Raw genomic sequence first — 12,021 nt, 5'->3', positions numbered from 1 at the left:
TTCACTCGATCCGGGATCAATTCCCTCTGAAGACGTTCAGGCCGCCATCGCCGCATCGTCCCGCAGCGCTGCCGCGAACGCTTTCGCGTACCCCGCCACCTGCGCCGCCCGGTCATTGCCATTGATGATTTTTCGCGCCCCGACCCAGTCCGATTTCCCAGGGCCGAAATAATCGCCGAGCTTGCGGCCGGTGAAACTGCCGGCCCGCATGCCCTCGATCAGGATTTTTACTGCCACATCCATCTCCATGGCGCGATGAGGTGCCGTGACCAGATCGATCCCTGTCAGCGCCGACATTTTCTGGTAGTTGCGCCTGTGGGTCAGTTGCACGAGCCCGCGCCCCAGCCAGGTGCGGCCATCGGCATCGTAACGCCAGTACGGCGTCTTCACCGTCCGCAGCCGGCCGGCGCTGTAAGCGCTTTCCAGCCGCACCACCGCAAGCTGATCGGTCTTGGCCAGCGTTTCGCGCACCGGCTGCATCGTCGCTGCCGTCTCGTGAAACGCGGTCGCCAGCGCATAGGCAAGCGCCGCGGGGCCTTCGATGGGGTTGCGCGCCTCCCATGCCTCCAAAACAGCAGCCAACCCGGCCACCTGACCACTTGCCAACCGCCCGCTGAACGGGTTCCTGCGCACGTGATCGAAGAAAAAACTGCGCTCGTATCCCATGTTAATCCTACCCCTTTACCGCGTTCGAAGGTTTCAATCGGTTTAGAAAAAACTAAATCGTTTTAGTCTGTTAATGACGATTTACTTCGGAGTAAGGATGTGGAACCAATCCAACCATGCGACGTTCATAGGGGCGCACCACCACGATGGTGCAGCGCACAATCCGGAGATCATGATGATGCAGCAGACCGCCCAGACAGCCGCCACGAAATCGGTGCCGCAGCACGTCCTCGAGCGCATGGAATCCGAATGGAAGCAGATGCGCGACAGCGCTCCGGCTGTGCCGGCTAAAAGCTGAATTGCAACTGTTGGCAGTAGCCAACTGTCAGATATAGAACGCTTGAGCGGCCCTGTCCGGGCCGCTTTTCGTTGCGCGGTTCACCAGAAGCGCCACACCGGGCCTGGGCTCAAATCCCCCTGACGCGCGGCTCGCCCAGGCCGTCCAAAACAAGCGCCGTCAGCGCCCAGACCAGCGCATCCAGCCGGTCCGGCGAGCGTCCCGATGACAGTCCGTTGGGACCGAAATCGCACATCTGGTCCTCCAGCTCCGCAAACCGTCCCGCATGCACCACCCGTCCCTGCTCGTAGAGGGCTGCGACCGGTTCTGCGCGGGCAAACTTTCCGCGGGATGCATGCACCACCGTTACCGGCAGGTTGGCGTCGATGCTTTTCAGCATCGCCGGCACCATGTCGCCGCCCTGGTTGCCCTCGGCCACGACGCGGTCGGCCAAAAATCGCGCATAGGCCTTCACCACGGCCTTCGCCCAGCCGCCCGGCGTCTGACCGGTCACCGAACAGTCGGCCAGCACCACCGCCCTACCAGGCGAACCTTCGCTTGCCTCGACACCCGCCACGACGATGCCGCAGCAGGAGTTCTCGCCGGATCCCGAGGGCGGATCGACCGCCACCACGATGCGCCGCAGAACCCCGGTAAAGCGCGTCACGCAGGCCTCGAGGTCGGTGCGCTTCCACAGCGCGTCGTCGCGATCCTCGATCAGCTCGCCGCCAAGTTCCTGACGACCAAGTCTCGTCCCGCCATAGCGTCGCTCCAGCGCCGCGATAAAGCCCGGTGCCAGATTGCCGGCGTTACCGGCTGTGGAGATCTTGATCAGCCGCGTGCCGGGGTCGGCAATCAGTTGCTTCAGCACCGGCACCGGTCGCGGCGTGGTCGTCACCAGTTGGCGCGGATCGAGTCCCAACCGCAGGCCGAACTGCAGCATGTCGAACGTTTCCTGCGCATGCTTCCATTTGCCGATCTCGTCGCACCAGGCGTAATGAAACTGCGGTCCGCGCAGCGCTTCCGGATCTTCCGAGGAAAAGATCTGCGCCACCGTGCCGTTCGGCCAGACCAGCCGCTTTCTTGAAATCTCGAATTCCGGCCAGTGCCGTGCCGCAATCCGGCAGATGCCGGACACACCATCCACCATAACCTCGCGGGCATCGCCCAGCGTTTCCGCAACGAGAGCGATGCGAAGATCGGAACGCTCTCCGGCGGAACACGCCAGCGCATGCACCCATTCGGCGCCGGCGCGCGTCTTGCCGGATCCGCGCCCGCCCATGATCAGCCATGTCCGCCAGTCGCCATCCGGAGGCCTCTGTCCGGGAAGCGCCGCAAAAGCCCAGTCCCGGTCGAGACCGGAGACGAACCCGTCAAACGCGTTCTCTCCCGGGCCAGGCGCGTCAAATCTCTCCGCCGGCACCGCGTCCGGAGCGCGGGGCAACCCCATCGCACCGGCCAAAACCATTCCGGCCTCCAGATCCCGTCCGGTCTTCTTCCTGGCATCACCGATGTCAGACATGCCTGCCCCGAACGACCCGGACGCCTTCACCGCCTCACCCGTGATCTTCTCTGCAGCCCGCCGCATCTTGCGCTGGCTGGGTTCCTCCGGCTGGAAGCCTTTGCGCCACCCATCCCGGTGGGCCATCGCGTTTCCAGGCTTCGAAATACCCAAAGGCTGTTTCATTGGCGCGATCCTCGATCATCCGGACGAAGCGGGCCTTCGCCTCTTCGTATCCGCCGGCATCGGCCAGCCTGTCGGCCTCCACCTGCCGGTCGCGGGACAGCTGACGCTGCAGCGCATCGACCTTTTCCAGCGTGCGCACGATCAGGCTCATCGCATCGGTCGCCGCCTTCACATCGGCCCGCGCCAGTTTCTGCGACGCCTCGTTGCCGTCAGCTGACACCGCGTCGTCGGCCTCGCCGGACAACAGCCCGGACGCCGCTTCCCGCATCGTCCGGAACGTGGCGAACTGCTGGCGCATCTCAGCCGTCATCTCGTTCAAAAGCTGCCGCAGTTCATCTGCGGGCTTCAGCTCGGTTTCCGCAGACTTGAGCTCCAGCAGAACGTTCCGAACCGTCTCTTCGAGTTCGGCATCCTGAGTCACGTCGTCATCCGCGTCGTAAAGCGGTTCGTCCGTCCACAGGCCGAACAGGTCTGGATCAAAACCGGCGAGAGTATCGGAACGGTTCATGGCAGATCTCCACAGCCGAAAACCCGCCGCGCCGGCTTGCCGTCGCACGTTCGGTTTCGATATCGATGTCCTGGAAAAAAAGAGGGCCCGGAGGTCAATCCGAGCCCTGACTGGAAGCCTTGCGGCGGTCGGGGCGTGAAGCCTCTCCCGACGCAACTCTTCGACTATGCCTAAACACTACCCGACAACCGTCACGCCGTCAAGGATTAAATTCCTATCTCGAAAATTTTACCGGAACCGCTTCTCCCTCACGTCCCGCAGAAGGTGCGCGCAACCTTCTGTTCCGCCGTCGGCGCAATCGCGTAGTCGGCAAATTCCGGCCGCTCTTCGAACGGTTTTTCGAGCGCCTCCACCAGCTTTTCAAAGAAGCTGAAATCACCGTAATTGGCAGCCGCGATGGCTTCCTCGATTCGGTGGTTGCGGGCGATCAGCCACGGATTGACGCCGCGCATCTCTGTTGCCAGGTCCGCCGGGCTGCGACCTTCCTCGGCCAGCCGCTCGTTCCATTTCGGCAACCATTCCCGCAGCTTGGCCGTATCCGCGAAACAGGCGAGCAGGTCGTCGTCGTGTCCTTCCGCGGCGTTGCAGAGCGCTCGGAACGTCCGCGTGAAATCCGCTTCGTTTTCCTCCATTGCAGAAAGCAGTCCCTGCACGAGATCGCCATCACCGTCGCGCGCGGTGACCAGACCGAGCTTTGCGCGGAACACCTCGATCCAGTGCGCCTGGAACGTGTCGCCGAATGCCTTCAGGACAGAATTGGCGGCTTCCACCGCCTTTTCCTCGTCGGCATCGATCAGCGGCACCAGCGCCTCGGCAAGCCTTGCGATATTCCATTGTCCGATGCCCGGCTGGTTGCGATAGGCATAGCGCCCCTGCCGGTCGATCGAGGAAAACACCTTCATCGGGTTGTATTCGTCGAGAAAGGCGCAAGGGCCGAAGTCGATCGTCTCGCCCGAAATCGTCATGTTGTCGGTGTTCATCACACCATGGATAAAGCCGACGCCGAGCCAGCGGGCAATCAGTTCCGCCTGCCGGTCGGCCACCGCCTTCAGCAGCGCCATATAAGGGTTCTGCGCGCCCATCAGGTCAGGGTAATGCCGCTCGATCACGTAGTTGGCCAGCGTCCGCACACCCTCGGTATCGCCGCGGGCAGCAAAGAACTGGAGCGTGCCCACCCGCACATGGCTTGCCGCAACCCGCACGAACACCGCGCCCTGCTGCTCCTGCTCGCGCTGAACGAGCTCACCTGTCGAAACCGCAGCCAGGGCCCGCGTCGCCGGGATGCCCAGCGCATGCATGGCCTCGGACACGACATATTCGCGGATGACCGGCCCAAGCGCTGCCCGCCCGTCGCCTCGGCGCGAAAACGGCGTCGGCCCCGCACCCTTCCATTGGATGTCGCGGCGCTGTCCGGCACGGTCCATGACTTCGCCGATCAGGATCGCCCGCCCGTCGCCAAGCTGCGGCACGAAATTGCCGAACTGGTGCCCGGCATAGGCCATGGCGAGAGGCGATGCCCCCTGCGGCACGACATTGCCGGAAAGCACCGCTGCCAGCCGGTCGGGATCCGAAAGATCCGCCTCGACGCCCAGTTCCGCTGCCAGCTTCTGGTTGAACCTCAGAAGCTTCGGCCCCTCCACCGGCTCCGGGTAGACGGAAGCGAAGAACCGATCCGGCAGGCGGGCATAGGAATTGTCGAACTGGAACACGGGATCTCTCCTTCGGCCCTTTCAGGGGCTTGGTCTCGGGTATGTGCTTGAGTCTGGTCTGTGGCGTATCCCCAATATGGGGTCTCGCGCCTGCGGAACAAGCAAGATCAGCCCTTATTGCCCGCCTTCAACCGCACCCCGAACCCGAGCAGAAACGTCACCAGCGCCGCGGCTGCGGACGTCCCGTAAAGCCAGTAGGCGACCTGCCCGGGATCGCCTTGCGACAACTGCCGTGTCAGCCCGGTCGCTGCCGCGATCATGCCGGCAAGCGCCGATCCGACGGCGTAGCCGGCCGTCGACATGGTCGGCAAAAGCGCGCTAGCCCGGTCACGCTCCTCGTCGCCGGCGGCCTCCATCGAGGCCTGGTTGATCGCCGCCCACGACAGACCGAAACCGGTGCCGATCGCCATCTGGCTCAGGACCACGAGCAGGATCTCCCGGACGTCGATCGATACCGCGATCATCAGGAAGCCCGCGAGCTGGAACAGCGGCCCGGCTCGCATCGCAAAGTGTCGTCCTTTTAGAGACTTGATCCGGCTGGAGGCCATCGCGACCGCGCTCCAGGTCAGCGCCATCGCCACCACGATATAGCCGACCGCCGCCGGTCCGATGCCCCACACGTCGCGGATGATCAGAGCCAGATAGGTGGCACCAGAGGCATGGCCCGCCGACATCAGGAACAGCATCCAGAACCCGTGGCCAAGCACCGATCCCAGCCTGAAAGCGCCAGCCGGAAACAACCGCGGCCCGAGCTTTCCATCCGTCATCACGGTCAGCGCCAGCGCCAGTGATCCCAGCACCAGACAGGCGACCTGCCAGCCGATCACCCCCGTTGCGGACGACAGTGCGAAAATGAAGGACGCAGTCACGCAGAGCGCCACGGCCAGAGGCGCAAACGCGGCCTTTGCCGCGCTGCCGGTCTCGGGCGTCGTCAACAGCGTGAAAAGACCAAGCAGGATGAGAAACGGCGTCACCGCCAGAAACGCGGCATGCCACGAAAACGCCTCTGCGAGCAGCCCCCCGATCAGCGGCCCGAGCAGAGCCGCGACCGCCCAGACGGTTGCCTCCACCGCAAATACCTTCGCCGTCACCGCGGACGAGAAATTGGCCGGGATGAGGCTGTAGCAGATTGCCACGATCAGACCGTCGGCAATCCCCTGCAACAGTCTGCCCGCAACGATAAAGAAAAAGCTTGGTGCCAGAACCGCCATCAGACCGCCCAGCGAAAACAGCGCCATGGACCAGAACAGGCTGGATTTCACACCCAACCGATCGCGGAGATAGGCAGCACTGGTGCCGCCGGCGATCGAACCGATGAAATAGAGGCTGTAGACCCAGCTGAACCAGTCGCGCCCGCCAAGTTCGGCGGCGGCCAGCGGCATGGCGGCAACAATCGCGAACTGGTTGAAGGCATGCAACCCGATCCCGGCGGAAATCAGCCCCAGCATCAGGCCGTTCCGGCCCGACAAAAGCGTTTTCCATCCGGTGTCTGTTCTTGTCAGCACGGCATGCTCCCCGGTTCATCCGCAAGGCTTTCCCGACCGCAGCAGTGGCGGCGCAAAGTCCCCCGGTCAACGGTCAAGGATCGATTTTGGCGCGCGTGACATTTTAGCTACAGCTTTCCAAGCCGAACGCACTACATTGATCCTCATAACAAGCAGTCGTTGAAAACACGGAGAAATCATCATGAGGAACACACTCGTTCTCGCCGCAGCTCTTGCAGCCGGCCTCTCGTCCGCAGCTCTCGCCGCCGATGCGGTTGAGACCATTCCGAGCGCGCCAGTCGCCTACGAAACAGCTCCGGCATTTTCCTGGTCCGGTCCTTACCTCGGTATCCACGGCGGATACGGCTGGGGCGATGCTGATATCGAAGGCGCTGGTTCCCAGAACTTCGACGGCGCCCGCATGGGTGGCTTCGTCGGCTACAACTGGCAGTTCTCCAACGGTTTCGTTGCCGGTGTTGAAGGCGATGTCAACTACGACTGGAACAACGACGATGTCGCCGCTGGCGTCGATGCCGAAAGCGGCTTCTCCGGTTCGGCCCGTGCGCGTCTCGGTTACGCCATGGACCGCACTCTGATCTACGCAGCAGGCGGCTGGACAGCCACCAATGTTGAAGTCGACACGCCGGTTGGCGACGACGACGACACGCTGCACGGCTGGACGATCGGCGCTGGCGTCGATCACGCCTTCACCGACAACCTGTTCGGCCGCGTCGAGTATCGCTACAACGACTACGGCAACGGCAACCTCGCCGGCGCTGATGTCGACTTCAACCAGCACGTCGTGCAGGTTGGCCTCGGCGTGAAGTTCTGATCGCGTCAAGCATCTGATTGTATGAGGAGGAGGCTGCCGCTCGCGCGGTGGCCTTTTTCTTTGGAACTTGCTCTTCAGGGATTTCGACCACTGTCCCGGCCATCATCACGGCAGGATCAGGCTCCCGTTGCGAGAGGTTCGCTTAACTTTCCTGTATTAGACGGGACTTGTCGGCTCTTTGCCCGTGGTCCTGCCGATGACGTCGCGCGCGACGTGAATCAGCCGGGTTGCAGTTTCGTGTTTTGACTATTTTCGGAAGTTTCTGCGCATGCCGTTTTCCCCATCGTCTCGCGGGGCAGACCCCGAGAACCGCAAAGGGCTAGGCCGACGCACCAGACACGGCCTTGGCCCAGCTCTGGCGACACCTGCGGCGGTATTGGGCTTCGGTGCGTTTCTGGCACTTTTCGGCTGGGCGGAATATTCCAACTGGAAGACACAGGTCGCACGGGTCGAAGCGGCACTGGAACAGACGGCCGAAGCAATTACCCAGCATGCCGACGACGTGGTGGAAATGTCGCGGCTGCCGCTCGCAAGCCTGATCTCCAAGATCGAGGAGAAAGACGGCGAGGCCGATCTCGCCCAGGCGATCGACGCGCTGATGAAGCGCCAGCTCAGTGCGTCGCCCACACTCGATACGCTCTCCTATCTCAATGCCGATGGCCAGATGGTTGCGACCTCGTCGGCAACACGCCCCGCCGGGGTCTCCTATCAGGACCGCGACTATTTCAAATTCCACAAGGCCAGCCCCTTCCCGCTCCCGGTCCTCGGAAAGCCCATCCTCAGCCGGCTGACCCAGACCTGGGTCCTGCCGATCTCGCAGAAGGTGATTTTACCGGACGGCACGTTCGGCGGGGTTGTGGTCTCCACCATCAAGGTCAACCATTTCGTCAATTTCTTCAGCCGCTACGATATCGGGTCCGATGCCTCTTTCCTGCTCGTTCGCGGAGATGGCGTGGTTCTCGCCCGCGCGCCGATGGCCGACAGCATTCTCGGTCAGGACATGTCCAAGAGCGATCTGTTTGCCCATGTCCGCCAGACCCGCGTCGGCGCCTTTCATTACCAGTCACCGATCGACCAGACGGCGCGGGCGGGTGGCTTTCACCAGAGCCAACTGACCGGCTTGGTGGCGCTCGCGGCCGCATCGGAATGGCAGGTGCTGATCTCCTGGGCGTCGACCGCGAGGACGCGCTGGATCTATGCGGCGATCCTTCTCATCGCGGCCGGGTTCGCCACGGTCTACTGGCGCCGCCAGATGCAGTTGCGCCAGGAGCGCGAAGCGCTGGTCGCCGCGCGCGAAGCGGAGTTCCGCCTGCTCGCTGAATCCTCCAGCGACCTCATCACCCGGTTCGATGAACACGGCATCCGCGAATATGTCTCGCCCTCCTCGATCGGCATCCTCGGGCTCGAGCCAGAGGACCTGATCGGCCGCAGCATCTTTGCCGGCATGGCCGAAGATACCGAATTCCTGGTGCGCCAGGCAACGGAGCGGCTCGGCAGTGGGCCTGGTCATGAGAAATTCCTGATCCGCCACGTCAAGCCCGACGGCGAGGAAGTATGGCTGGAAACGGCGATGAGCCGTCTGCCGGCTTCGCATCCGGCCCAGGCGCCGCGGGTGGTTGCGATCACCCGCGATGTCAGCCGCCACAAGCGCGCACAGGACGAGCTCGATCTTCTCGCCAATACCGACGACCTGACAAGGCTTGCCAACCGGCGCTTCTTCAACGCGCGGTTCGAAGCGATGGTCACTGCGGCGAACCGTTCGATGACGCCGCTGTCGCTGCTGATGATCGACGCCGACCGTTTCAAGCTTTTCAACGACACCTATGGCCACGCGGCCGGCGACGAATGCCTGCGCGCGATCGCACAGGTGGTACGGTCAACCGTCATCCGCCCCGGCGATGTCTGCGCCCGCTATGGCGGCGAGGAAGTGGCGGTGCTGCTCGCCGCAACCGACGCGAAGGCCGCGCATGCCATCGCCGAAAGCATCCGCGTGGGCGTCGAAGAGATCGGCCTGGAACACGGCAGAAACCCACCCTCCAACCGCGCCACGATCAGCGTCGGCCTCGCCACGCTCACCCCCGGCCAGGACCTCGTGACAACCTCGCAAGCCCTCTTCAAGCGCGCCGACGAAGCCCTCTACAACGCCAAGGCCGCAGGCCGAAACCGGGTGGAGGTGGCGGGGAGCTAAGCCCCGCCCAATCCGCGACGCCCCTTACGCCGGCAGTCCCTGCCAGCCGTGGATGCCGACATAGAGGCCGACGGCGATGATGAGGAGGCTGGAGACGTAGGGAGCGCGACGGGCAACCGTCGAAAACCAGCTCCAGCGCGACGTGGCGTGACGCACGCTCAGCGCAGCAACGGCCCCGACGGTCACCAGCGTGATTGCAAGGCCGATGGAAAAGCACATGACCAGAACGAAGCCGAGCGTGAACTCCTTGAGCTGCAGGCAGAGAAGCAGAACCGTGATGGCGGCCGGGCACGGGATGAGACCTCCGGTCAGACCGAACAGAACGATCTGCCATGTGGTCACCTTGCGGTCGGTGAACCGGCGACGAATGTCGTTGGCATGCGCCATTTCATGGGCATCCTGATACCCGTCCGTCGCCACGTCTAGCCCCTGCATCTCGTCGTGGTCATGGTCGTGGCCTTCCGTGAAGGACAGGTCGTAGTCATGGGTATGGTTGCCGTGGCCAAGGCTCAGGCTTGCGACGAACGCATGCGGCTCGGGAATGTCCGTGGTCGACTGCAGATATCCGCCCTGATCGGCAAAGACGAAGGCCTGCCGCGATCCATCCGGGCGCTGTGTCGTGACGACGACATCGGACGCCGTCCAGCCGTGGCCGCGCTCGGAGCGAAAACGCCAGACAGGCGCAACGCCGTCCTCGAAGATTTCGAGCGTGACGACGCCGTGCCCGGTATCGACCCGCCTGACGTCACCGTTGCCTGCGGCATGCCCCTGTGCTGAACCGTGGTCATGGGCGCCGTGATGACCGTCGTGGCCATGGCCACCGTGGTGGCCGTGATGACCGTCATGCCCATGCGAGCCATCATGCCCGTGGCCGGCAGCGGCCTTTCCCATCTGCTGATCCTGCCATGTTCGCCACAGCATCCAGAGTGCGATCGCAATGATGACCGCCGCGGAGACAAGCTGGAAATAGGGTTCGGAAGCCTCGGCATCCATGCCCTGCCAGAGATACATGCCCGCAAAGGCGATGCCCCACACGACGATCGTGTGCGAGATCGTCGCGGCAAGACCGAGCAGCACCGCCTGCGTGACCGTCCCCCTCACCGCAACGATAAAGGCTGCCATCATCGTCTTCGAATGGCCCGGCTCCAAGCCGTGCAAGGCCCCAAGCAGGATGGCGCTTGGAACAAACAGCCAGGCATGGGCAGATCCCTGCTGCAGGAGGTCGGCAAAATCAGGCATGGGAATATCTCACGGGTATTTAGGTCTCAAAGGTATTTGGTGATCGACTTGAACTCGTCGATGGAGTGGCGCTTCTCCCGATCGAGCGCGCCGATCGTGTCTTCGAGACAGTGGTCCAGATGGTCCTGGATCAGGGTGCGCTTGGCATTGGTGATCGCCTTTTCCACCGCATGCAGCTGCTGGGCGATGTCGAGACACGGCCTGCCGCCCTCGATCATGGCGATCACACTTTTGAGATGTCCCTCAGCCCGTTTCAGCCGCTTGACGATTTCAGGATGACTTTCGTGGACGTGCTCGTGTTCTGTCATGAGCCAATCCTATCCCCCTGGAGGGGATAAGGCAAGCATCTTCAGAACTGCTTTCAGACGGCTTCCTCCAGCTTTCTGGGTGGAGGCTGCGAGCGTTGTGGCGTTAGCCTGGCTTACGACCGGCGCGCTTCCAGACGCCGCTTGTCACGCTGGATATATTCGAAACCCATCTCGGTCAGCCGGAACTGGCGTTTCTGGAACTCGCCGCGGATGGTGATGAAGCCCTGCTCTTCGGCTTCGCTCAGCGTCTTCAAGCTGGTGCCCTTGGGCGGAGACTGCCATTCGAGGCCGTTGGCGCTGTGAAGCAATACCATGATCTTGATGATTGTCGTGTCTCCCGGCCAATGCGTTCAGGCCAGACGAATAGCTTTTCGCACGATCCCCTGCAATGACCGATGTTCATGCAGGAATGTCGGGCCCGTGTTGCCAAATTTGCAATGGACTTGACGGCTGCGGTCTGCCAAAAGCGCGAAAGGACGCGACTGCCGTTATCTTTAGAACGGGGTCGGGTGGCCGATTGACGTCACGTCGCTGCCGCGAGATCACGCTGGCCGTCCTTTTGATTTCCCAGTTTTCCCAGCATTCAATCTACGACCTTGGTTGTGACTGCGAACCTTTTGTCATGAAAAAAGGTCCTGCGGCTTTCACCGAGGACCTCTGATCAGGCTCGATCAGACGGGGGTAAGACCCGTCCAACCGCTACCGTCATTGTTTAATCAGCAACCGGTACCCTGGGCAGTTTCGCCCGTCAGGTTCGGCAGGTTGCCGGAGTTTGCAGCATCGCCTGGCTCACCGCCCGGTGCGCAGCCTGCGCGGCTACCGTAGGCGCCGGTCGAACCGACTGCCGAGCCCGGGGTAACGCTGCCTGTCGAATAGGGGTCTACAGTACCCGATGCGGCTGGCTTCGGCGGGATGTTGCCGCCGGCACCGCTCATGTTCTGCTGGACGTCCGCGCGGTTGGCCGAACCGTTCATATCATAGCTCGTCTGCGCAAATGCTGCAGAGGATAGGCCAAACGAAAGTGCGGCAACAACTGTCAATGTCTTGATCATTTTTGAATTCCTTTTCGTATCCCTACAGGGTGTTAACCGGCCGGGCACAAATTGGTTTCATCTCAAATTCC

Annotated in this window: 12 protein-coding genes; 3 read left to right on the top strand and 9 right to left on the bottom strand. The window is 62.6% G+C overall.

The annotated features are described in order from the left end of the window. Positions 1 to 36 precede the first annotated feature (36 nt). Positions 37 to 666 carry a hypothetical protein gene (locus ACQY1P_RS09920; RefSeq protein WP_180215423.1) on the bottom strand — a complete coding sequence of 210 codons (630 nt, stop codon included), beginning with the start codon at positions 664 to 666 and terminating at the stop codon, positions 37 to 39. Between the two features lie 97 nt (positions 667 to 763). Between ACQY1P_RS09920 and ACQY1P_RS09915 the strand changes: the two genes are divergently transcribed. Further along, on the top strand, positions 764 to 964 hold the full coding sequence (locus ACQY1P_RS09915; RefSeq protein WP_062453459.1) for a hypothetical protein: 201 nt from the start codon (positions 764 to 766) through the stop codon (positions 962 to 964). 109 nt (positions 965 to 1,073) lie between these two features. On the opposite strand, the gene ACQY1P_RS09910 is transcribed toward ACQY1P_RS09915, so the two are convergent. The 4 genes from ACQY1P_RS09910 to ACQY1P_RS09895 form a co-directional block, all read right to left on the bottom strand. Continuing rightward, positions 1,074 to 2,591 carry a DNA-packaging protein gene (locus tag ACQY1P_RS09910; RefSeq protein ID WP_430256318.1) on the bottom strand — a complete coding sequence of 506 codons (1,518 nt, stop codon included), beginning with the start codon at positions 2,589 to 2,591 and terminating at the stop codon, positions 1,074 to 1,076. Beyond that, on the bottom strand, positions 2,500 to 3,138 hold the full coding sequence (locus ACQY1P_RS09905; RefSeq protein WP_430256317.1) for a hypothetical protein: 639 nt from the start codon (positions 3,136 to 3,138) through the stop codon (positions 2,500 to 2,502). Before ACQY1P_RS09905 ends, ACQY1P_RS09910 begins: the two co-directional genes overlap by 92 nt. Positions 3,139 to 3,386: 248 nt before the next feature. Next, entirely contained in the window at positions 3,387 to 4,847 is a 1,461-nt protein-coding gene (locus tag ACQY1P_RS09900; protein WP_430256316.1) for a protein adenylyltransferase SelO, read from the bottom strand. Between the two features lie 107 nt (positions 4,848 to 4,954). Further along, positions 4,955 to 6,352, bottom strand: a complete 1,398-nt coding sequence (locus tag ACQY1P_RS09895; protein ID WP_430256315.1) for an MFS transporter — start codon at positions 6,350 to 6,352, stop codon at positions 4,955 to 4,957. Positions 6,353 to 6,533: 181 nt separating this feature from the next. On the opposite strand from ACQY1P_RS09895, the gene ACQY1P_RS09890 reads away from it, so the two are divergent. Both ACQY1P_RS09890 and ACQY1P_RS09885 read left to right on the top strand, forming a co-directional pair. Beyond that, positions 6,534 to 7,163, top strand: a complete 630-nt coding sequence (locus ACQY1P_RS09890; protein ID WP_062453463.1) for an outer membrane protein — start codon at positions 6,534 to 6,536, stop codon at positions 7,161 to 7,163. Positions 7,164 to 7,431: 268 nt separating this feature from the next. Beyond that, positions 7,432 to 9,351, top strand: a complete 1,920-nt coding sequence (locus ACQY1P_RS09885; RefSeq protein WP_184654784.1) for a diguanylate cyclase — start codon at positions 7,432 to 7,434, stop codon at positions 9,349 to 9,351. A 24-nt stretch (positions 9,352 to 9,375) separates the two neighbouring features. Here the strand turns inward: ACQY1P_RS09885 and ACQY1P_RS09880 are convergent, their stop codons facing one another. The 4 genes from ACQY1P_RS09880 to ACQY1P_RS09865 form a co-directional block, all read right to left on the bottom strand. Next, positions 9,376 to 10,590 (bottom strand): nickel/cobalt efflux transporter, encoded by a 1,215-nt coding sequence (locus ACQY1P_RS09880; RefSeq protein ID WP_430256314.1) that lies wholly within the window; start codon positions 10,588 to 10,590, stop codon positions 9,376 to 9,378. Positions 10,591 to 10,616: 26 nt separating this feature from the next. Further along, positions 10,617 to 10,898 (bottom strand): metal-sensing transcriptional repressor, encoded by a 282-nt coding sequence (locus ACQY1P_RS09875; RefSeq protein WP_430256312.1) that lies wholly within the window; start codon positions 10,896 to 10,898, stop codon positions 10,617 to 10,619. Positions 10,899 to 11,011: 113 nt separating this feature from the next. Further along, complete coding sequence (locus ACQY1P_RS09870) at positions 11,012 to 11,212, bottom strand: hypothetical protein (protein WP_062453467.1); 201 nt, start codon at positions 11,210 to 11,212, stop codon at positions 11,012 to 11,014. A 402-nt stretch (positions 11,213 to 11,614) separates the two neighbouring features. After that, positions 11,615 to 11,950, bottom strand: coding sequence for a hypothetical protein (locus ACQY1P_RS09865; protein WP_062453468.1), 336 nt, complete (start codon positions 11,948 to 11,950; stop codon positions 11,615 to 11,617). Positions 11,951 to 12,021 lie beyond the last annotated feature (71 nt).

Source organism: Neorhizobium sp. DAR64872/K0K18 (assembly GCF_050500175.1).
In the GTDB taxonomy this organism is placed as follows: Bacteria; Pseudomonadota; Alphaproteobacteria; order Rhizobiales; family Rhizobiaceae; genus Neorhizobium; species Neorhizobium soli.
Note: the sequence above shows the minus strand (reverse complement) of the source record. Positions and strands in the feature narration are given on the sequence as shown.

Coding starts and splice junctions, on each gene's coding strand:
- ACQY1P_RS09920 (WP_180215423.1), bottom strand. CDS start 666: ATGGGATACGAGCGCAGTTTTTTCTTCGATCACGTGCGCAGGAACCCG.
- ACQY1P_RS09915 (WP_062453459.1), top strand. CDS start 764: ATGTGGAACCAATCCAACCATGCGACGTTCATAGGGGCGCACCACCAC.
- ACQY1P_RS09910 (WP_430256318.1), bottom strand. CDS start 2,591: ATGGCCCACCGGGATGGGTGGCGCAAAGGCTTCCAGCCGGAGGAACCC.
- ACQY1P_RS09905 (WP_430256317.1), bottom strand. CDS start 3,138: ATGAACCGTTCCGATACTCTCGCCGGTTTTGATCCAGACCTGTTCGGC.
- ACQY1P_RS09890 (WP_062453463.1), top strand. CDS start 6,534: ATGAGGAACACACTCGTTCTCGCCGCAGCTCTTGCAGCCGGCCTCTCG.
- ACQY1P_RS09885 (WP_184654784.1), top strand. CDS start 7,432: ATGCCGTTTTCCCCATCGTCTCGCGGGGCAGACCCCGAGAACCGCAAA.
- ACQY1P_RS09880 (WP_430256314.1), bottom strand. CDS start 10,590: ATGCCTGATTTTGCCGACCTCCTGCAGCAGGGATCTGCCCATGCCTGG.
- ACQY1P_RS09875 (WP_430256312.1), bottom strand. CDS start 10,898: ATGACAGAACACGAGCACGTCCACGAAAGTCATCCTGAAATCGTCAAG.
- ACQY1P_RS09870 (WP_062453467.1), bottom strand. CDS start 11,212: ATGGTATTGCTTCACAGCGCCAACGGCCTCGAATGGCAGTCTCCGCCC.
- ACQY1P_RS09865 (WP_062453468.1), bottom strand. CDS start 11,950: ATGATCAAGACATTGACAGTTGTTGCCGCACTTTCGTTTGGCCTATCC.